General features: G+C 55.7%; 21 protein-coding genes. 8 read left to right on the top strand and 13 right to left on the bottom strand.

Going from position 1 to position 16,941, the window contains the following annotated elements:
* Nucleotides 1-10 precede the first annotated feature (10 nt).
* Nucleotides 11-193 (top strand): helix-turn-helix transcriptional regulator, encoded by a 183-nt coding sequence (locus ACIQY3_RS04980; protein ID WP_403018131.1) that lies wholly within the window; start codon nt 11-13, stop codon nt 191-193.
* Nucleotides 194-215: 22 nt separating this feature from the next.
* Here the strand turns inward: ACIQY3_RS04980 and ACIQY3_RS04975 are convergent, their stop codons facing one another.
* Both ACIQY3_RS04975 and ACIQY3_RS04970 read right to left on the bottom strand, forming a co-directional pair.
* The gene (locus ACIQY3_RS04975) at nt 216-908 is read right to left on the bottom strand and encodes a hypothetical protein (RefSeq protein ID WP_403017804.1); all 693 of its coding nucleotides are present in this window, start codon (nt 906-908) and stop codon (nt 216-218) included.
* Nucleotides 909-1,140: 232 nt separating this feature from the next.
* Nucleotides 1,141-2,367: a tyrosine-type recombinase/integrase gene (locus ACIQY3_RS04970; RefSeq protein WP_403017802.1), complete on the bottom strand. Its 1,227-nt coding sequence runs from the start codon at nt 2,365-2,367 to the stop codon at nt 1,141-1,143.
* Nucleotides 2,368-2,846: 479 nt separating this feature from the next.
* On the opposite strand from ACIQY3_RS04970, the gene ACIQY3_RS04965 reads away from it, so the two are divergent.
* From ACIQY3_RS04965 to ACIQY3_RS04955, 3 genes are all read left to right on the top strand, one after another.
* Nucleotides 2,847-3,026, top strand: coding sequence for a type II toxin-antitoxin system HicA family toxin (locus tag ACIQY3_RS04965; protein WP_169371212.1), 180 nt, complete (start codon nt 2,847-2,849; stop codon nt 3,024-3,026).
* 37 nt (nt 3,027-3,063) lie between these two features.
* Nucleotides 3,064-3,471, top strand: a complete 408-nt coding sequence (locus ACIQY3_RS04960; RefSeq protein WP_403017801.1) for a type II toxin-antitoxin system HicB family antitoxin — start codon at nt 3,064-3,066, stop codon at nt 3,469-3,471.
* 143 nt (nt 3,472-3,614) lie between these two features.
* Nucleotides 3,615-4,343, top strand: coding sequence for a class I SAM-dependent methyltransferase (locus ACIQY3_RS04955; RefSeq protein ID WP_403017800.1), 729 nt, complete (start codon nt 3,615-3,617; stop codon nt 4,341-4,343).
* Between the two features lie 156 nt (nt 4,344-4,499).
* Here ACIQY3_RS04955 and tam read toward each other — a convergent pair whose 3' ends face one another.
* On the bottom strand, nt 4,500-5,270 hold the full coding sequence (gene tam / locus ACIQY3_RS04950; RefSeq protein WP_403017799.1) for a trans-aconitate 2-methyltransferase: 771 nt from the start codon (nt 5,268-5,270) through the stop codon (nt 4,500-4,502).
* A gap of 392 nt (nt 5,271-5,662) precedes the next feature.
* On the opposite strand from tam, the gene ACIQY3_RS04945 reads away from it, so the two are divergent.
* Together ACIQY3_RS04945 and ACIQY3_RS04940 are read left to right on the top strand one after the other, a co-directional pair.
* Nucleotides 5,663-6,166 carry an inclusion body family protein gene (locus ACIQY3_RS04945; RefSeq protein WP_163908912.1) on the top strand — a complete coding sequence of 168 codons (504 nt, stop codon included), beginning with the start codon at nt 5,663-5,665 and terminating at the stop codon, nt 6,164-6,166.
* Nucleotides 6,167-6,289: 123 nt separating this feature from the next.
* Nucleotides 6,290-6,820, top strand: a complete 531-nt coding sequence (locus ACIQY3_RS04940; RefSeq protein WP_403018130.1) for an AidA/PixA family protein — start codon at nt 6,290-6,292, stop codon at nt 6,818-6,820.
* 49 nt (nt 6,821-6,869) lie between these two features.
* Here the strand turns inward: ACIQY3_RS04940 and ACIQY3_RS04935 are convergent, their stop codons facing one another.
* Nucleotides 6,870-7,955, bottom strand: coding sequence for a type I restriction endonuclease (locus ACIQY3_RS04935; protein WP_403017798.1), 1,086 nt, complete (start codon nt 7,953-7,955; stop codon nt 6,870-6,872).
* A 303-nt stretch (nt 7,956-8,258) separates the two neighbouring features.
* Here ACIQY3_RS04935 and ACIQY3_RS04930 point away from each other — a divergent pair, with 303 nt between their 5' ends.
* A complete protein-coding gene (locus ACIQY3_RS04930; RefSeq protein ID WP_403017797.1) occupies nt 8,259-8,669 on the top strand; it encodes a low affinity iron permease family protein in 411 nt (136 codons plus the stop codon).
* Nucleotides 8,670-8,713: 44 nt separating this feature from the next.
* On the opposite strand, the gene ACIQY3_RS04925 is transcribed toward ACIQY3_RS04930, so the two are convergent.
* The 8 genes from ACIQY3_RS04925 to ACIQY3_RS04890 all read right to left on the bottom strand — a co-directional run bounded on the left by ACIQY3_RS04925 (nt 8,714) and on the right by ACIQY3_RS04890 (nt 14,809).
* Nucleotides 8,714-9,217 carry a DUF4142 domain-containing protein gene (locus tag ACIQY3_RS04925; RefSeq protein ID WP_403017796.1) on the bottom strand — a complete coding sequence of 168 codons (504 nt, stop codon included), beginning with the start codon at nt 9,215-9,217 and terminating at the stop codon, nt 8,714-8,716.
* Between the two features lie 74 nt (nt 9,218-9,291).
* Nucleotides 9,292-9,450 carry a KGG domain-containing protein gene (locus ACIQY3_RS04920; protein ID WP_082356627.1) on the bottom strand — a complete coding sequence of 53 codons (159 nt, stop codon included), beginning with the start codon at nt 9,448-9,450 and terminating at the stop codon, nt 9,292-9,294.
* A 116-nt stretch (nt 9,451-9,566) separates the two neighbouring features.
* Nucleotides 9,567-10,916, bottom strand: coding sequence for a diguanylate cyclase domain-containing protein (locus tag ACIQY3_RS04915; protein WP_403017795.1), 1,350 nt, complete (start codon nt 10,914-10,916; stop codon nt 9,567-9,569).
* 102 nt (nt 10,917-11,018) lie between these two features.
* Nucleotides 11,019-11,657, bottom strand: coding sequence for a LysE family translocator (locus ACIQY3_RS04910; RefSeq protein ID WP_403017794.1), 639 nt, complete (start codon nt 11,655-11,657; stop codon nt 11,019-11,021).
* Nucleotides 11,658-11,715: 58 nt separating this feature from the next.
* The gene (gene fos / locus ACIQY3_RS04905; protein ID WP_403017793.1) at nt 11,716-12,132 is read right to left on the bottom strand and encodes a fosfomycin resistance glutathione transferase; all 417 of its coding nucleotides are present in this window, start codon (nt 12,130-12,132) and stop codon (nt 11,716-11,718) included.
* A 6-nt stretch (nt 12,133-12,138) separates the two neighbouring features.
* The gene (locus ACIQY3_RS04900) at nt 12,139-12,867 is read right to left on the bottom strand and encodes a hypothetical protein (RefSeq protein ID WP_403017792.1); all 729 of its coding nucleotides are present in this window, start codon (nt 12,865-12,867) and stop codon (nt 12,139-12,141) included.
* 26 nt (nt 12,868-12,893) lie between these two features.
* Nucleotides 12,894-13,628, bottom strand: a complete 735-nt coding sequence (locus ACIQY3_RS04895; RefSeq protein ID WP_403017791.1) for a hypothetical protein — start codon at nt 13,626-13,628, stop codon at nt 12,894-12,896.
* Between the two features lie 263 nt (nt 13,629-13,891).
* Nucleotides 13,892-14,809, bottom strand: a complete 918-nt coding sequence (locus ACIQY3_RS04890) for a LysR substrate-binding domain-containing protein (protein ID WP_403017790.1) — start codon at nt 14,807-14,809, stop codon at nt 13,892-13,894.
* 78 nt (nt 14,810-14,887) lie between these two features.
* On the opposite strand from ACIQY3_RS04890, the gene ACIQY3_RS04885 reads away from it, so the two are divergent.
* Complete coding sequence (locus tag ACIQY3_RS04885) at nt 14,888-15,376, top strand: DMT family transporter (RefSeq protein ID WP_403017789.1); 489 nt, start codon at nt 14,888-14,890, stop codon at nt 15,374-15,376.
* Between the two features lie 78 nt (nt 15,377-15,454).
* Here the strand turns inward: ACIQY3_RS04885 and ACIQY3_RS04880 are convergent, their stop codons facing one another.
* Nucleotides 15,455-16,786, bottom strand: coding sequence for an MFS transporter (locus tag ACIQY3_RS04880; protein ID WP_403017788.1), 1,332 nt, complete (start codon nt 16,784-16,786; stop codon nt 15,455-15,457).
* Between the last annotated feature and the right edge of the window lie 155 nt (nt 16,787-16,941).

Here is a 16,941-nt window from a genome sequence, read left to right as displayed (position 1 = left end):
AGATCGTTTTATGCGGGAACGAGATGTTATCGCCGTAACGTCCTTGTCACATGCAACGCTGTGGCGTGCAATGAAAAGTGGTCGCTTCCCACGCCCGGTTTCGATCTCACCCGGTCGAGTCGGCTGGCGAGAGTCCGCCATCGTCGCTTGGCAGCAGAATCCTGCAGAATGGAAACCAACCGAGGCCGCTTAAGCGGCCTCATTCATTTCAAGATTTAAACGTCCGCCAAACCATGCTCTTTTATTAGATCGTCTAAATGCTCTATCATATGTTCAATAGCAGCTAGTTGTTTTTCCGACTGCGCGTTTAAGAGATCAATGTCCGAACTTAAACCCAAGTCACTTCGGATACCTACAAGAACACCTACTTGCATTTTAGCAATTGCCTTTAAATCTGGAAGCAAGAGCTGAAGTAAACGAAAGCGTTCAAGGACGGTCTTACGCTCATATTCGGTCAATTCTAACTTTGCATCGTGCGCCTCGGCACTATATTTCAGGTAGGATACCATTAGTGCCTGCATTACTTTAGAGTCTGCAGGCGTAGCGTCAGCTAACTTTTGCATCTCATGAGACACTCGCTCAGACTCTGAAAGCGAAAAATCTCGCTTTTTGGTCAACCTTTTTGTTTCTATAATAGCGGCACAAAGTGCGTCTCTACCGAAGGCAGACGTCATTACAACGCCGTTGTATAGTAGTACTAGATCATTAATCAATGACGCTGTAGCTGGTTCAGCGACTAGCTGAACCTGAGCTGCAACATAGAAAAAATCATTCAAATCATCGCTAATTACAAACGTTTCGTCTTTGTTCGCGACATCAACTAAAGTACTCAGCGCTTGAGGCATCTTCTTTGCAGCTTCAAGATAAACTTCTTTTCTTAGAGACGCAGTGCGTTCCTGAGACTTCACATATGAGTCATGGTTAAGTTGAATCTCCAATCGTAGCGTACTGCTCCTATTGGACAACCAAACACCTCCAAGAGTGAGAGCCGATGTAAATAATGAAGCTAGAAGTCCGGACCAGACTACGTCAGGCACGGACTTGACGTATACTAAAAAATCCATCCTTAACTCTCCTTATTTAAAACAGCGATTTCAGCACCGCAATTTTTGAGAAACCGTATTCGCAAAGCGAATAGCATCATGACGTAACGTTTTTAGTAGTGATATTTTTTTGTAACCAGTTTGACCACCGCTGCAATCCTGACTTCTTTTCTTTGAAATAGGTATACCGATCGTAGTGCTTCGATCCCACATCACCGAAGGCATGACCCTGAATCCGGTCCTTCAATTCCTTATCGAGCCCCGCTACGCCCATTAGAGTTTTGCACGTTCGGCGAATGTCGCGCAGTGTGAAGGGGCCGTTGAATTTCTTGGTGTGTCGGCTATAGAGCTTTGTCACTGCTCGGGACAGCGACTGCGTGTGCAACGCCTTGCCGTCAGCTTTGCCCATAAAGGGATAAGCACTGGACTCACTGACTTCATTCATCACTTTCAGACTTTGGCGCATCAGCTTGTTGAAGGGGACGACGTGCAATGACCGCTCTCCTTCAATACCCTTGCCTCCACTTTTCCCCTTCCTATTCCTGATTATTAAATGATCCTTCAGGTACTGGCGTCGCTCGGTTGCCAGGACTTGCTCCGGCCGCTGGCCACCAGATGCAATCAGAAATTTCAGCAATTCGGACGTCACCAGACTCAAATGCTCAGGAAGTAGCTGCCAAAGTGTCGCCAGTTCCTCAGTTGAAAGAGCCCGATCACCTGGTTGTTCCCAGTCGTCCTGAACCGGCACGCTGGCCACCGGGTTGCTGACCAGGCCAAACCGCACTTGTACGTCCAGGTAACTGCGTGGGTTGTACTCCTGCTCCAGCCCAACCTGAAATGCGGCATGGAGCTGTGAACGGACGCGATTGCAATACGTGGTAATGCCGGCATCGATCATCTTCACAATGATGTTGCGTATCTGAACCGGGCCGATGAGTGAAGCGGGTTTGCTGACCAGGTCGGGAAATGGGTCGCTGACGTAATGCTTGAGCGACCACTTAACATCGCTGGCGGATGCGGCCTCTTCGGTTTCGAGCTTCTTCACATACAGATCAAGCAGATCCTGAAATGTACCTGGTGAAACCTGCACACCCTTCTCCTCGCGGCACTTGTCCCGGGCGATTGTTAGTTTCATCTCAGGCCATGTACCGAGCTTGGCCAGCTTCTTTTTACCAGCGACATGCCGCTGAAAATAAAACTCCTTCGTCCCGCTGGGGCGGACTTTGAGCACGAGCACCCCTTCGCCTTTGGCTGTGCGGCCGTCGGAGATGACGTAGTCCCCTTCGCGAGGTTTCAGCGCTTGAATCTGCTTTTCCGTGAGCATTGGTGACAGTTCCAGGTGACAGTCGGACAGATCTAAGGTGATACCGCATGAAATAACACGATTGAACACCACCCTCTGAGAGCCGCGATTTTACTGGGCTACAGACAGAAATTGATATCCCCTGTACCGCGCTGAGACTGCACTAGTAAAAGCTTCCCAAGCTGATAACGAGGGTTCGATTCCCTTCACCCGCTCCAATCGAATTTTGGTCTCGCGTTGAGGTTTTTTGACGGGGGATGTAGAGATAGAGAAAAACCGGTCCTGGTGGCCGGTTTTTTTATGGGCGGGATTTGAGTTATGTCCGCACTTTAGACCGCCGCAAAACCCCGCAATACAGAAAATCTTCCGCCTTTTCACAGCCTCCTAAACTCGTTCCTAGCATCCGCTTATTGGTATCCAATAGAGCTCGGTGGTTATAGTGTTGATTAAATAAATTCAGTAGGTATAGTAACCACCTAAGCACACCACACGGAGGTGATGTGAATAGCCGATTTTTGATAAGCCAAATCGTCGCAGATGGCTGGTATCTAGTTCGAATCAGGGGCAGTCACCATCACTTCAAGCATCCGACCAAACCGGGGTTGGTGACAGTTCCTCATCCGAAAAAGGACCTGCTCAAGAAAACGGCTATGAGTATTTTGCAACAGGCGCTGCTCTGACGAGCTCAATGCGCGATGTTCGAGGAGGACAAAGGACATGCTTTACCCAATTGCGATTTCAATGGGCGATGATGAACAGGCTTGGGGCGTGGAAGTTCCGGATATTCCTGGTTGCTTCTCTGCTGGCGAGGATCTGGATGATGCGATGGCCATGGCTCGCGAAGCCATTGAGGGCCATTTCGAAATTCTGGCTGAGGACGGATCACCGATTCCGCCTGCAAATAAAGTCACCTTACATGCCGCCAATCCGCAATACGCAGGCTGTACTTGGGCGCTGGTGGATATTGATGTCACCAAGTATTTGGGCAAAGCTCAGAAGCTGAACATCACATTGCCTGGTTACCTGCTCAACCGCATTGATGAGTACGTATTGCATCATCCGGAAGAGAAAAGCCGCTCGGGTTTTCTGGCTTCGGCAGCACTCAAGGTTTTGCAACAGAGCTAATGACCTTTTCTAGCATTCCCTCATCTCCAACCACCCTCCCCCCCCTGCGCGGCCATCAACGAATACGCGCCATCACTCTTCGAGGGAAACCAATCGGCGGCAACTCGTGCCGCCCGTGACGAACTCAGCAGAGCAATTCGAACATGACGCAAAACATTTACGACGATCCTGAATTTTTCCAGGGCTACAGCCAGATGGGCCGTTCCATTGGTGGCTTGGATGCCGCACCTGAATGGCCGGCACTTCAATCCATGCTGCCGCCGATGAAAGGTTTGAAAGTGGTGGACCTGGGCTGCGGTTATGGCTGGTTTAGCCGTTGGGCGAGTGAGCAAGGCGCTCACAGCGTGCTCGGTCTTGATGTGTCGGAGAAGATGCTGGAGCAGGCGCGTAAGACGACCTCCGCTGCCAATATTCAATATGCTCGCGCTGATCTGGAGCAGCTTGATCTACCCGCCGGCAGTTTCGACTTGGCCTACAGTTCGCTGGCATTGCACTACATCAAGGATCTGCCCGGCCTGTTCAAAAATATCCACGCAGCCTTGAAACCCGGTTCGCGCTTTGTGTTTTCCATCGAACACCCGATCTTCATGGCACCGCGTAATCCAGGCTGGTTGATTGATGGTGAAGGTCGCAAACGTTGGCCGGTGGACAGTTATCAGTTGGAAGGTGAGCGGGTGACCAATTGGCTCGCTGAGGGTGTGATCAAGCAGCACCGCACGGTGGGGACTTTGTTGAATACGTTGATTGCGGCGGGGTTCACGATTCAGCATGTGAATGAATGGGGGCCGAGCGATGCGCAGGTGGCGTCGCAGCCGGCGTTGGCGGAGGAGCGTGAGCGGCCGATGATGATGTTGGTTGGGGTTGGGCGCTGAGAACTGTCAATCGACTAATGGCGTAAACCCTGTGGGAGCGAGCCTGCTCGCGAAAGCTGTCTCAGGCTCAACACATGTGTTGTCTGACAGTTCGCTTTCGCGAGCAGGCTCGCTCCCACAGGTTCAATGTTTCAAATGACTAGTTCATTGGCCTTTTTACCGGGTTGCCACAATGAACAACCGCGGAAACGGCAACAACACCGAGCCATCCTCCAACGCCGGATAAGCCTGCTCAATCGCCGCCAGATACTGCTTCAAATACTCCGTCCGCTCCCCCTCATCCAGCGGATCAAGAAACGGCCGCAACCCACTCCCCTTAAACCACTCCACCACGCCCGAAGCCCCACCCGCCAACGGATGATGGTAAGTCGTGCGCCACACATCGACCCGCGCACAGTGCGGTCGCAGCATCGAGTAATAATCCCCGGCACTGGCCATTTCCGTCCGTTGCCCGGCGGCGTCCGCCAACTTGCTGGCCCACGGACCACTGGCAGCAACTTCGCGCATTAAACGGTGGGAATGTTCGTTGAGGTTGTCCGGCATCTGGATTGCCAGGCTCCCGCCCTTTGTCAGTCGGGATGCCAGCGATGGCAACAACCTCGAGTGATCAGGCAACCACTGCAACACCGCGTTAGCGAAGATGACGTCGAACGGGCCGCTATCGTTCCAGGTTGCGATGTCAACGGTGTCGAACTGCACATCTGGCAAGCGCTTGCGGGCGGCGTCGATCATATCGGTCGAACTGTCCACGCCGCGCACCAAGGCATTGTCGAAGCGCTCGACCAACAACTCGGTGGAGTTGCCAGGGCCGCAGCCGATGTCGATGGCCGAGCGCGCGTCCACGGGCGGGATGGCCGCGAGCAAATCGCGGGCCGGGCGGGTGCGTTCATCTTCAAAAGCGACGTATTGTTTGGCGGACCAACTCATTGCGTTCTCCTGTCGAGGGTTGCCCTGGGCAAGGCCGGCAACCGGTTCGCTACGATACCTTGACCCGCGCGCCAGCCCTATTCGACTTATGTAACACGCAAGTCTGAGATGGGGTTTTCTTATCGCTAAATCATCGCAAATCATAACCAAATCGACCGTTCGTCGAAGGAACAGCCAAGCAATTTTGACAGCCTATATTTCGCATCTATAGTCCTAATCGCGGCCAGTCGGAAGGAACCCGACCTGTCAATTTGCACGCATGGAGCAAGGCCTGTTCAAGCCTCGTGCATGGTGGGTTCCGCCCGTAGTGTTTCAACAACGGCCGTAAGGCAAGCAAGCGTTGTCATGCCTGGAAAGTTGACGGGCAATCACTATGAACAAGGAGCTTTACTATGTCTCGAGTCACGGATGTGCTGGTCTCAATCGACACCGAAACCATTCTGAAAAACTACCCGAACATCAGCAAAAACCCCGCTTCGCCAACGATGATCGACGTCAATCATGTGTACATGGTGACCAACCGGGACAACGTGATCAATGGTCAGGCCGGTGGCGAACTCAACTTGAAAGCCCAGGTGGGCGACCTGATTCGCTGGCGTGAAACCAGCCTGTCGCAGAGCTTCGAGACCGCGGTAATTTTCTACAAGTTCATCGGCAACGTCGGCAACGAACTGATCTCCACGCCTACGCCCCGTAAGGCTACGGCTTGCGTCGCCGTCCCGAACACCAGCAACCCATCGGTGCCGAGCTGCCAGAAAGTCGATAACCATTACTGGTCTTCGGAGACCCTGTCGAGTGGTAGCGTGACCTATCACTTCCATTTCCTGATCGTGGATCGCGACTGCAAAGTTGTCGGCTGCTGCTCGTGGGATCCGTTCATCACCATCCGCAACTGACGAAGGCTGGCCCCTTGGCAACAAGGGGCCTACCCCGTTCGTTGCCGTTTCGGCAGGAACAGGATGTCTTGCATGAACCGAAGCGGCTGTCGTCTTGTGCCAACATCATGAAAGGAATCCATGATGACTTCCGAACCGATCAAATCGCCTTCATCCAGTGTCGCGGCGGCCAACAATGTGTTGCTGGTGGTTGATGCCGAGTCGCTGCTCGCAAAGTATCCGACCCCCAGCCTTGAGGCTGAAAATCCAACGACCATCAGCGATGGATTCATCTTCGTCGCCAGTGGAATAGATAATGTTAAAAATGACAGCAAATTGACATTAACCACCAACAACGGAAAAACCCTCCACATTCGCGGCAGGACCGTAAGCCTGATCGCCGAACACAGCGTGGTTTTCTACGACATGACCGTGGGCGATTCCCAAGTGCTGTCGCCGCCAACACTGCAGGTCAACAGCGACCTCACCGTGCCAGCCCCAGACCCGGAAAACCCGACCCAACCCGGCAGCCACCAGGCCGATGATCACTATTGGGAATGCGCGCACCTGAGCCCAGGCGTGGCAGCCTGCGAATTGAGTTTCATGCTGGTGAATCAGAGCTGCGAAGTGGTGGGGTATTTCAGTTGGGAGGTTGAGGTGACGCTTTCTGCTTAAACAGATCCCATAAAAAAACCGGCCTCGAAGGCCGGTTTTTTTCGCTGTACTAATCGTAATACCCAACCGTCTTTTTCAAATGATCCGAGTAGTTGTAGATATCGTCTATCGAACTTATTGGATGCCGGGTTTCATTTTTCTCCTGATCAAAAATTCCGATGTACTTCTGTGAGCGATTGAAATGCAGACGACAAATCGGTTTGCGGTTGTTGTCGTCGAGCAAAATACCAAAATAGCTCTGGGTGTCTCGTTGAACGATCCGCTTGGCATCGACAACAGAACGAACCACGGCACGAACGATGTGATAGCCCTCAAGCTCCTCCAGCGTCGTCAGAACCTTGTCTTCTGACTCGTCTCGCACATCAGGCTGTTCAGAGCCTCCGGAGGAAACTGGCAAGGAAGCTAACGCAGGTTGAATTGCGCCACTCATTGCCGACTTGAGTCGATCATTGATTTGATCATTAAGGAACTGCACCACAGCCTTTCTCGTCAGTTCATGGAACTGTTCGCGGACTTTTTGTGTAATCACTCCATCGTAAACGCGAGACGCAAAGACTTTCACAAAGTCGTCATCGGGCTTGCTGACCTGTGCCGCAATGACCTTTTTGATCTGGCTGACGTACTTCAACTCGCCTGCGGCGCTGATGATCGAATCCACATCGAATGCAGACTTGGTGAGCTTGATAAGTTCGGGAACGGAGTATTCGTCGATATCGAGTAGATCAAGTTCGAGAAAGGGCTTTTCGTCCATCTTGTTCGGCGCATCCAGGTCGGTAAAAAATTTGTAGACCTGGCCGTTGGTCAAGATGGAGATTCGAGCGCTGGTGACATGGAAATATCGAAAGAGCTGAGAGGCATGATTGATATGCAGCGGCTCGCCGATTTTTTTGCATTCGATCAGAATCTGAACTTCGCCTTCCTTCATGATGGCGTAATCAATTTTCTCCCCTTTTTTCGTTCCGATATCGCAAACAAACTCTGGAGTCACCTCCGTCGGATCGAAGACATCGTAGCCAAGCACCGTACTGATAAAGGGCATCACAAAGGCGTTCTTGGTCGCCTCCTCCGTCTTGATTGCGACGCTCTGCAAACGAACTTTGGCAGCTAGACTTGTTAACTTTTCAAAGAATTCCATGAGTGGCCTCTTACTTGGTTTCGATCCGTGTGTTTGCATGCTGGCGTTTTGACTGCCATTGATACTAGACACAAACCGGCACAATGAAAGATTCCCACCCAGAACTGCGTCGTGAGTCCGGATCAGCCCACGTCAAATCGCCAAGATCGCAGCCTTCGGCAACTCCTACGCTGATCGCATTCCCCTGTAGGAGCTGCCGAAGGCTGCGATCTTTTAGGGCTCCCCACATCCATTTCAAAAAAAGAAATTCCACCAAGCCGTCGCTGTCTGAATTTCAGGCGCATCCCTATAAGGAACACGGCAATGAAATTTGCAAAGATCTCCCAGAAGCTCGCGTTGTGGGCCGGCAGTCCCACGACGTTTTTGATCGCGATCATTCTGATTGTTGTGTGGGGATTGACCGGGCCGATCTTCCATTACAACGACACCTGGCAGCTGATCATCAATACTTCGACCACCATCATCACCTTCCTGATGGTGTTCCTGATCCAGAACACCCAGAACCGCGACACGGATATCTTGCACTTGAAGATCGATGAGTTGCTGCGGGTAACGAAAGACGCGCAGAACGCGATGCTGGGGCTAGAGGCGCTGGATCTGAAGCAATTGGAAGAGTTAAGAAAGCAATATCGCAAGATCGGCGAAGGCGAAACGATTGCCATGGACGTCGCCCCGAGCGGCGACAAGCCGAAGCCAAAATTCGACCAATGCTGAGACGCGTGTCGCGGGTGACTTCGGTCACCCGCGCTGCATAAGGGCTAGCGGCTGGCTTGCAGGGCCTTGGCCATCTGCAGGTGATTTTGCAGCTTGGGCAAGGTTTCTTCAGCAAACGCTTTGATTTCCGGAACGTCGGTGGTCTGCGCTTCTTGCTCGATCTGTGCGATGGCTTCCTGGGTGGTTTTCACCTGACTGGCCGCGTAGGCCTGGTCGAAGGTTGGGCCATCCTTCACTTCGGGGATCATCGACTTGGACTTGTCGATCACTTCTTCCCGAGGCGCCACCGGCAAGTCGAGCTTTTTGGCGATTTTCGCCAGGTGCTGGTTGGCGGTGGTCAGGTCGTTGATGACCACGACGGTGTAGTCCTTGACCTCTTTGGATTCGGTTTTCTGGTGCGCCAGGCGACTGGCTTCGATGTCGGCCATGCCTTTGGCGGACGCATCGTTGATGAAGTCGGCAGGCGACTGGGCAAAGGCGCTGCTGGCAAACAGGCCGAGCAACGTGACAAAACTGGCATTGCGTAAACGGGTGGCCATCCGGCTCATGGTCGCGCCCTCCTCGAAATAAAATTCAAACGGGAGCTTGCGCCCCCGTCTCTCAATCAAAACTACCCTCGCCACTAACGAGATTTCTGACCACCTTTGCGGCCCATATCGGTTTTCGCAGGGTCTTTCTCGACAGTCGTAGTGGTAGTTTTCCCACCTTTGCGACCGGCTTCAGACGCCTTCGTTCGATCGTTGGCGAAGTTTCCCGAGTTAGAGTTTCTTGAAGTAGGCATGATTCTCATCCTCTTGGTGTTGATCGCGGCGAGCAAACGCCCGCATAGGATCAGAATTCACATCCACAAAAAGGTTTAGAAAAGCTGGGGATGCTGCGACGAACGGCGGCGAACGTTCAGACTTCCAGCCGCCGATGCCGAAGGCGTTTGACGGCGTACATCGCCTCATCGGCATAGCGGAACAGCTGTTGTTCTTCAGTGCCGTGCTCAGGGTAGAGCGCCGCGCCGATGCTCGGTTCGATATTGAGGCTGTGACCATCCAGGCGCAGAGGTTGTACCAGCACCTGACGGATTTTTCCGGCGACGTTGTCAGCATCTTCCGCAGCATGAATGCTGTGCAGCAACACCACGAACTCATCCCCGCCAATACGCGCCACCGTGTCCGTATCACGTACGCAGCCCTTGATGCGATTGGCCACCGCTTGCAGCAGCATGTCGCCGACCGCATGGCCGTGGGTGTCGTTGACCTGTTTGAAACGGTCGAGATCGACATACAGCAGGGCCATACGTCCGCCTTCGGAACGGGCCAGGGCCAGCGACGCCTTGAGCCGGTCACGCAGTAATTCGCGGTTGGGCAACTGGGTCAGTTGATCGTACTGGGCCATGCGCTGCAGTCGCGCGTGCAATTGTTTGCGCTCGATGGCCGTCGCCACCTGGGCGCAGACGTATTGCAGCAGTTCTTTGTCCTGCTCGGTGTAGCGCTCGCCGCCCGCCTCGCTTTTGACGATCAGCGCGCCGATGGTGCCGTTTTGCGAGTTCAGCGGCACACCGAGCCAGCAAGGTGAGTCCTGCTCCGCCACCAGCACTTCGAAGCCCTCGGGCAATGCGTCCTGGCCCGGGGTCAGCAGGATCGGCTGGCCGCTGCGAATAACTTCGGCGCACAAACGCCCGGTGACCGTGCCGGGCAGCTCGGGCTGATGCTCGCGGTCGTCGACGTGATAGGGGAAGTTCAGCTGCGCGCAGTGTTCGTCGTACAGCGCCACGGAGAAATTTAGCGCCGGCAGCCATTCGCCGATGATCGTGTGGATGCGTTTGAACAACGCCAGCAAGTCTTCCGCTGCATGGGCCGCTTCGGAGATCGCATACAACGCCGCTTGTCGCGACTCGGCTTGCTTGCGTTCGGTGATGTCCCGGGCCACGGCGATGCGCAGTTGATCGACCTCCGACCAGCGTGCCGACCAGAGGATGTGCACCACCCGGCCGTCCTTGCGCAGGTAGCGGTTTTCGAAGTTGAGCTTGGGTTCGCCGCCCATGATTTCCCGCGCAGCATCGAGGGTGCGCTGACGGTCGCCGGGGTGCACCAGGTCGATCATCGGCTGGCCGATCAATTCATCCGGTGTGTAACCGAAAACGCGCTCGCAGGCCGCGCTGACAAATACAAAGCGCCCCTGTTTGTCCACCGCACAAACGGCGTCCAGCAACAGGTCGATGTAGCTCGCCAAAGGCGCGGAATTTCGGGTGGTCATGGTGCAGGGCGCGTGTCCGGAGAATGCAGCGATAAAAAACCGTCCCTGACCGGTCAACGCCTGAGCGCTGACGGTGCCACTGACGCATCCCTGCGATCAGCCTCAAGCCTTGTTCGACACCAACCCCGGCAGCGCATGGGCCAGGGCGTTGATGGCGAAGCCGATGAACATCACGCCACACAACCGTGTGATCAACAACTCATGGCGTTGATACACGGTGCGCACTCGCCGCGCACCGACAATGCCAATGAGAATAGCGTACGCCAGCAATCCGCCCACGAAGCTCAGGGCAATCAGCCAGGGCAGCATCGACCAGTGGAGCAACTCAGCGCGGCTGGACAGCAACGCGGTGAACGTCGCCACGGCCACCGGGTAGGCTTTCGGATTGGTCAGACCAAACAGAATGCCGTGCCAGAACGGCTGCCGCGCCGGCCCCTGCGGCGCATCGGCGCTGCTGCGGCGGGCACGAATCGCCCGCAAACCAAGCCAGAACAGATACAACCCGCTAAGCACGCCCAGCACATCGAACGCCGTGCTGCCGATTTCCCGGGCACCGACAATCGCGATCAGCGCCGTGCTGCACCAGACCACATCTCCGAGCAAATGCCCGCACAAGAACCCCGCCCCCGCCCGCCGACCGCGCGCCGCGCCAATCCCGAACACCGCCAACACGCCCGGGCCGGGGGTGATGCCATAGATGAAGCCGGAGGCGAGTACGGCCATTAGCAGCGATGGGGTCATGGGAAAGTCCTGTTTGTGGCAATTGGTCGCAAGTCTATCTCAGGTCCTGGGGTTCACCTTACTGATCGTCGAAGAACTTCATGCCTGCGTAGGACTTTTGCCGACAGGCGTCTAGCCGAGATTCAAGATCACCTACGTGGACTTCCAGCTTGTGGCCGTCCGGGTCGAGGAAATAGAACGATGCGCCTTCACTGCGATTGTCGCGCCATTCCTTTACGCCGGCGGATCGCAGGCGTTCGACGAATGGCAGGAAATCCCCGGCACCGAGGGTGAAGGCGTAATGGGTGTAATCGGCGGCGGGTTCGGACTTGCGTAGCGGGTCGAGGGACAGGCACAACCACAGCCCCGGCAGCGAGAGGTAGGCGCCGGTGTCCCAGGTGGCGTCGAGACGCAGTTGCAGCAGGTTTTGATAGAACGCCACGCTGCGGTTCAGGTCAGTGACGGCGAGGGTCAGGTGGTTGAGGCCGGTGAGCATGGGTGATTAACCTTTGAGGGCTTCTGGCACGATGTATTGTTTACCGTCGTAGCTCAGGGTGACCCGGGTTGGTTTCAACGTCTTGGACTTATCCTGACACTCTTCGCCAACAACAAAGTTTTCAGTCATCGTCACAGTAGAAGTGACCACCAGATCGGCAAAGCCGTTATGCAGTGTTTTGCTAATATCGACGGTTCGTTGTGTTTCTTCGCCCTGTCCCGCGCAGTTGCCATCCCACTCGCCTCGGCTCGTCGAGATGACCAGCCCTTCCAGCACCGGGCGCAATATTTCGCCCTCTTTGATATATAACGCCAGCTCGGTCTTGTTGTACGGGCTGACGCTTGAGTGGTGTCCAAAACTCGAGCGAATACCAAAGGCACGATCGTCCGGCGTCAACTTGTACCGTGCCGTATCGATGACCAACCCGTCATACGCCACAGCGTCGGAATAATAGGCATCTGTTTTACGGTAAGTAGCCAAGGGTTTCGAGCCGGTTGAATGGATGACCGACAACTCAAGATCAACGTTGCCGCCATCGTTGTTTGCGTCGACGGAATCAGGCTTGAATATCGACGTGGCGACAATGGTCTGGTCGTCATAGGCGGGCCAGACTTTGCAAATAGTGAACGATTGCAGGCCCAAGGAAGTTTCTTCGCAGCCGGCCTGTGCCTGGTTGGCAGCCGTCATGAAGCCGAGGATGGCGAGTGAGGCCAGGCGTTTTTTTGTGGGTTTCATGTTCATCCCTGATTGATGCGTAATGATCAAACGCCCTTGAAATCACCTGGCACGACGTAGTTTTTACCGTCGTAACGAAGGATTGTCTGCACCGGTTTTGCAGTAACGGAGTTGGACTTACAAGCCTCCCCTTTACCCTTGCCAACCGTTTCCATCAATACCGTTTTGACGATCAAGTCAGCGTAGCCATGTGAACTGGTTTTGCCGATCTCCAGGGTTCGAGTGATTTCATAACGCTCACCTGCGCAATTGCCATCCCATTCACCACCGTACTTATAGGTGATGAGCCCCTCCATGACCGGACGGAGCGTGTTGCCCTCTTTGACGTAAAGCGAAAGCAATGTTTCGTTCAAAGGATTGACGCTTGACGAGCCTTTGAACGTGGCACGCACGCCAAAGGCTCGCAGCTCGGGAGTGAGCGTGTAACGCGCGGTATCAAGTTGCAGGTTTTCAAAGACAAAGGCATCCGACTCAAAAGCATCAGACTTGTGATACGTCGCCAACGACTTCGAATCACCCGCCGAAACTACGGCCAGATCGAGATCATATTTCCCCTCAGGCCCGGAATCGCTCGCCGAATACCCCGATGTGAACTGCGACAACGCGGTAATCGCCAGCCCCGGATAAGCCGGCCAGTTCTTGCACAGCGAATAACCGAAATCCCCATAAAACGGAGGTTTCTCACACTCGGCAAACGCCTGCGTCGCCATCACCAAACCGCACAGCGCAGCACACCCCATCAACCCAGACTTCAATGTCATTCCCTGTTCCCTGTGTGTTTCGAGCCAGTCCAATTCTGCTGCGCACTATCCTTGGTACTCGGCGTCCGCTCAACAAATTGTTACGACACGCGGAACAGAAGGTCCGCGGCTCCACTCGTGGCGAAGCCTGCGTTCGGCTGCGTAGCAGTCGTAAAACCTGATCGCGCGGTCTTCCTGAAACACCGCGCTGACTGATTTCACGACTGCTACGCAGCCGAACGCAGGCTTCGCCAGCTGCTACATAGCGTGTGTTTCGCTGGAGATTAATCAACGACTGGCTTTATTCCCTCCTCAATCCGCCCATTCAACCAATTCAACGCCTGATCCCCACCCCGCCGCTTATGCCAGACCAGCACAAAGCTGAACGACGGAATATGAAATGGCGGCGCAACGACGATCAACGACTGCTCATCAATCCCGCGCAACCCACGGGAGGCCACGGTCAGGATCAAATCCGTCCCGCTAATAAACTCCGGCGCGACGCTCCAGTGCGGCAGGCTGATGGCTACGCGGCGACGCTCCCTCAACGCAGTCAGCGCCCGTTCGATTTCCGGGGTGCCGCTGCCGCGCATTTCCAGCAGGACGTGGGGACGGGCCAGATAGGTCGGGAGGTCGAGGGTGCCATCGACGGGCAGGCTGTGGCGGTCGACGAGGCAGGCGTAGTGCTCGTCGAACAGTGGTGTGCTGCGCAGTTCGTTGGGCAACTCGGGAAACACGCCCGCCGCGACGTCGATGTCACCGTTGAGCACGCCATCGAGCATGCCTTCGCGGCTGGCGTGGCTGATTTGCAGGTCGATGCCTGGCGCCTCCCGGCACAAGGTGCGGATCAGGCCTGGCAGGACGATGGCGGCGCCGTAGTCGGACATCGCCAGGCGAAAGATGCGTTTGGCGGTGAAGGGATCGAAGGTGTTGGGCGCCAGCAACGATTGCACCTGGGCCAGGGCTTCGGCCAGTGGCGCGATCAACTCCAGAGCACGCGGGGTCGGCACGAGGCTGGCACCCGCGCGCACCAGCAAGGGATCACCAAGCAGATCGCGCAATCGTCCCAACGCATGGCTGACCGCCGGTTGACTCAGGTGCAGCCGCTCGGCGGCGCGGGTCACGTGCTGTTCACTGAGCAATGCGTCGAGTATGACCAGCAGGTTCAAATCGATGCGCCGCAGATCATTCATCTGATGCATGCTCCAGATAGCAAAACGGAATTTAAATCTGCGCGACGAATACCCTACAGTCCAGCAAAACCTGTTGGAGACATGATCATGAGTACGTTGCAGTGGGCGGGTCTGTTGTTGCTGGCGGTGATTGCCGGGGCGGTGGTGCCGTTTCAGAGTGCGATCAACGCCAACCTGAGTCGCGGCCTCGGGCATCCGCTATGGGCGACGCTGGCCTCGTTGCTGGTGAGTTTGCTGGTGCTGCTGCCGATTATCCTCGCGCTGCGTTTGCCGCTGCCGTCGGTGGCATTTGTCAGCAAGGCGCCGCTGTGGATGTGGGCCGGGGGCGTGTTCGGCGTGTGCTTCGTGGCGCTGGCGGTGATGTTGCTGCCGAAACTCGGCGCGTCGGGTTTTGTGGTGCTGGCGCTGACCGGGCAAGTGATTGCCTCGATGGTGCTCGATCATTTCGGATTGTTCGGGCTCGTGGAGCGGCAGTTGACCCTGCCTCGGCTGTTTGGTGCGGTGTTGCTGGTGGCGGGGGTGGTGTTGATTCAGTTCAGCGGATCGTCGGGTAAAGCGTTGATAGCGACTTCTTGAAAAACAAAAGATCGCAGCCTCCGGCAGCATCTACGGGGATGCGTGGTCCCTGCAGGAGCTGCCGAAGGCTGCGATCTTTTAAAACTTGTCGAGCGTGCGCAGTTTCTGCGGTAACCCCCACAACAGCAGCGCAGCAGCAATCAACGCGGCGACACCGATGACGTACAACGCCGGGGTGGTGCTGCCGGTCAGGTCTTTGATCCGCCCTACCATCACCGGGCTGACGATGCCGCCAAATTGCCCGAGGGTGTTGATCACCGCGATCCCGCCCGCCGCACCGGCACCCGCGCCGGCCAGCAATTTCGGCGGCAAGGTCCAGAAGCTCGGGATGCAGGCAATGATCCCGGCACCGAGCAAGCCCAGGGCGACAATCAGGAACGTCGTGTGATTGGCGAAGATCCCGGCGCAGAAGAATCCGACCGCGCCCAGGGTCACCAGGCCGGCGACAAACTTGCGCCGTTCGCCGGTCGCATCGGACAACCGCCCGATCACCACCATGCTGATCGCGCCGCAGATGTAGGGGATCGCCGTGAGCAAACCGATCATCACCGGGCTTTCAGTGCCAGCGCTGCGAATCAACTGCGGCGCCCAGAAATTCAAGCCGTAGGAAGCGACCTGGATCAGGAAGTAGATCAGCCCCAAGGTCAGGAACCCCGGAATCTTCAATGCTGCGAGCAACGAACCGCCACCCTTGTGCGGCTCATGGTGGGCAATGCGACTGGCCAGCAACGTCTTCTCCGAAGGCGTCAGCCAATGCGCGTCTTCGATGCGGTCCTTGAGCAACTTCAGCACCAGGAAACCGAGCACGATGCAGGGCACGCCGCCGAGCAGGAACAGCCAGTGCCAGCCGCGCATGTCCATCACGCCGTCGAAGTTTTGCAGCACCAGACCGGAGAACGGCGCGCCAACCAGACCGGCAAACGCCGAGGACAGAAACAGCATCGAGGTGATGCGCCCGCGATAGTGCTGTGGGAACCACAATGTCAGGTAATACAGGACGCCTGGCGCGAAACCGGCTTCCATCGCGCCAATCACAAAGCGCAGCGCGTAGAACTGCCATTCGCTGTTGACGAAGACCATGGCGGCGGTGGCAACGCCCCAGGACATCATGATCCGGGCGATCCAGCGCCGGGCGCCGACCTTGTACAGCATCATGTTGCTCGGCACTTCGAACAGCACGTAACCAACCACGAACAGCCCGGCGCCGAGGCCGTAGGCGGTGTCGCTCAGGCTCAGGTCAGTCTGCAACTGGAACTTGGCGAAGCTGATGTTGATGCGATCGAAAAACGCGAACAGGTAGCAAACCATGATCAGCGGCATCAGGCGCCAGGCGACTTTGCTGACCAGGGCTTTTTCGACATCGTGGCTAACGGACGGGCTCGCGCCCGCCTCCAGTACGTTGAGGCTCATGGGGTTTCTCCAGGCGGACTTCCCGTGGGTGTCCGATTGTTTTTGTTGTCTGGTTTAGGTGCTTTGGAATGCTTTTAACTGTGGGAGCGGGCTTGCTCGCGAAAGCGGTGTGTCAGTCAATATGGATGGCGACTGACACGACGCCTTCGCGAGCA

The organism is Pseudomonas sp. NPDC096950, assembly GCF_044762525.1.
Lineage (GTDB): Bacteria > Pseudomonadota > Gammaproteobacteria > Pseudomonadales > Pseudomonadaceae > Aquipseudomonas.
The sequence above is the reverse complement of the archived record's forward strand: the minus strand, read 5'-3'. Positions and strand labels throughout refer to the sequence as shown.

Excerpts from the sequence above, each read along its gene's own strand:
- ACIQY3_RS04910 (WP_403017794.1), bottom strand. The coding sequence starts at position 11,657 with ATGACCCCATCGCTGCTAATGGCCGTACTCGCCTCCGGCTTCATCTAT.
- ACIQY3_RS04900 (WP_403017792.1), bottom strand. The coding sequence starts at position 12,867 with ATGAAACCCACAAAAAAACGCCTGGCCTCACTCGCCATCCTCGGCTTC.
- ACIQY3_RS04880 (WP_403017788.1), bottom strand. The coding sequence starts at position 16,786 with ATGAGCCTCAACGTACTGGAGGCGGGCGCGAGCCCGTCCGTTAGCCAC.
- tam (WP_403017799.1), bottom strand. The coding sequence starts at position 5,270 with ATGAGTTGGTCCGCCAAACAATACGTCGCTTTTGAAGATGAACGCACC.
- ACIQY3_RS04925 (WP_403017796.1), bottom strand. The coding sequence starts at position 9,217 with ATGAGCCGGATGGCCACCCGTTTACGCAATGCCAGTTTTGTCACGTTG.
- ACIQY3_RS04945 (WP_163908912.1), top strand. The coding sequence starts at position 5,663 with ATGTCTCGAGTCACGGATGTGCTGGTCTCAATCGACACCGAAACCATT.
- ACIQY3_RS04960 (WP_403017801.1), top strand. The coding sequence starts at position 3,064 with ATGCTTTACCCAATTGCGATTTCAATGGGCGATGATGAACAGGCTTGG.
- ACIQY3_RS04895 (WP_403017791.1), bottom strand. The coding sequence starts at position 13,628 with ATGACATTGAAGTCTGGGTTGATGGGGTGTGCTGCGCTGTGCGGTTTG.
- ACIQY3_RS04920 (WP_082356627.1), bottom strand. The coding sequence starts at position 9,450 with ATGCCTACTTCAAGAAACTCTAACTCGGGAAACTTCGCCAACGATCGA.
- ACIQY3_RS04890 (WP_403017790.1), bottom strand. The coding sequence starts at position 14,809 with ATGCATCAGATGAATGATCTGCGGCGCATCGATTTGAACCTGCTGGTC.
- ACIQY3_RS04940 (WP_403018130.1), top strand. The coding sequence starts at position 6,290 with ATGACTTCCGAACCGATCAAATCGCCTTCATCCAGTGTCGCGGCGGCC.
- ACIQY3_RS04930 (WP_403017797.1), top strand. The coding sequence starts at position 8,259 with ATGAAATTTGCAAAGATCTCCCAGAAGCTCGCGTTGTGGGCCGGCAGT.
- ACIQY3_RS04970 (WP_403017802.1), bottom strand. The coding sequence starts at position 2,367 with ATGCTCACGGAAAAGCAGATTCAAGCGCTGAAACCTCGCGAAGGGGAC.
- ACIQY3_RS04885 (WP_403017789.1), top strand. The coding sequence starts at position 14,888 with ATGAGTACGTTGCAGTGGGCGGGTCTGTTGTTGCTGGCGGTGATTGCC.
- ACIQY3_RS04935 (WP_403017798.1), bottom strand. The coding sequence starts at position 7,955 with ATGGAATTCTTTGAAAAGTTAACAAGTCTAGCTGCCAAAGTTCGTTTG.
- ACIQY3_RS04955 (WP_403017800.1), top strand. The coding sequence starts at position 3,615 with ATGACGCAAAACATTTACGACGATCCTGAATTTTTCCAGGGCTACAGC.
- ACIQY3_RS04915 (WP_403017795.1), bottom strand. The coding sequence starts at position 10,916 with ATGACCACCCGAAATTCCGCGCCTTTGGCGAGCTACATCGACCTGTTG.
- ACIQY3_RS04980 (WP_403018131.1), top strand. The coding sequence starts at position 11 with ATGCGGGAACGAGATGTTATCGCCGTAACGTCCTTGTCACATGCAACG.
- fos (WP_403017793.1), bottom strand. The coding sequence starts at position 12,132 with ATGCTCACCGGCCTCAACCACCTGACCCTCGCCGTCACTGACCTGAAC.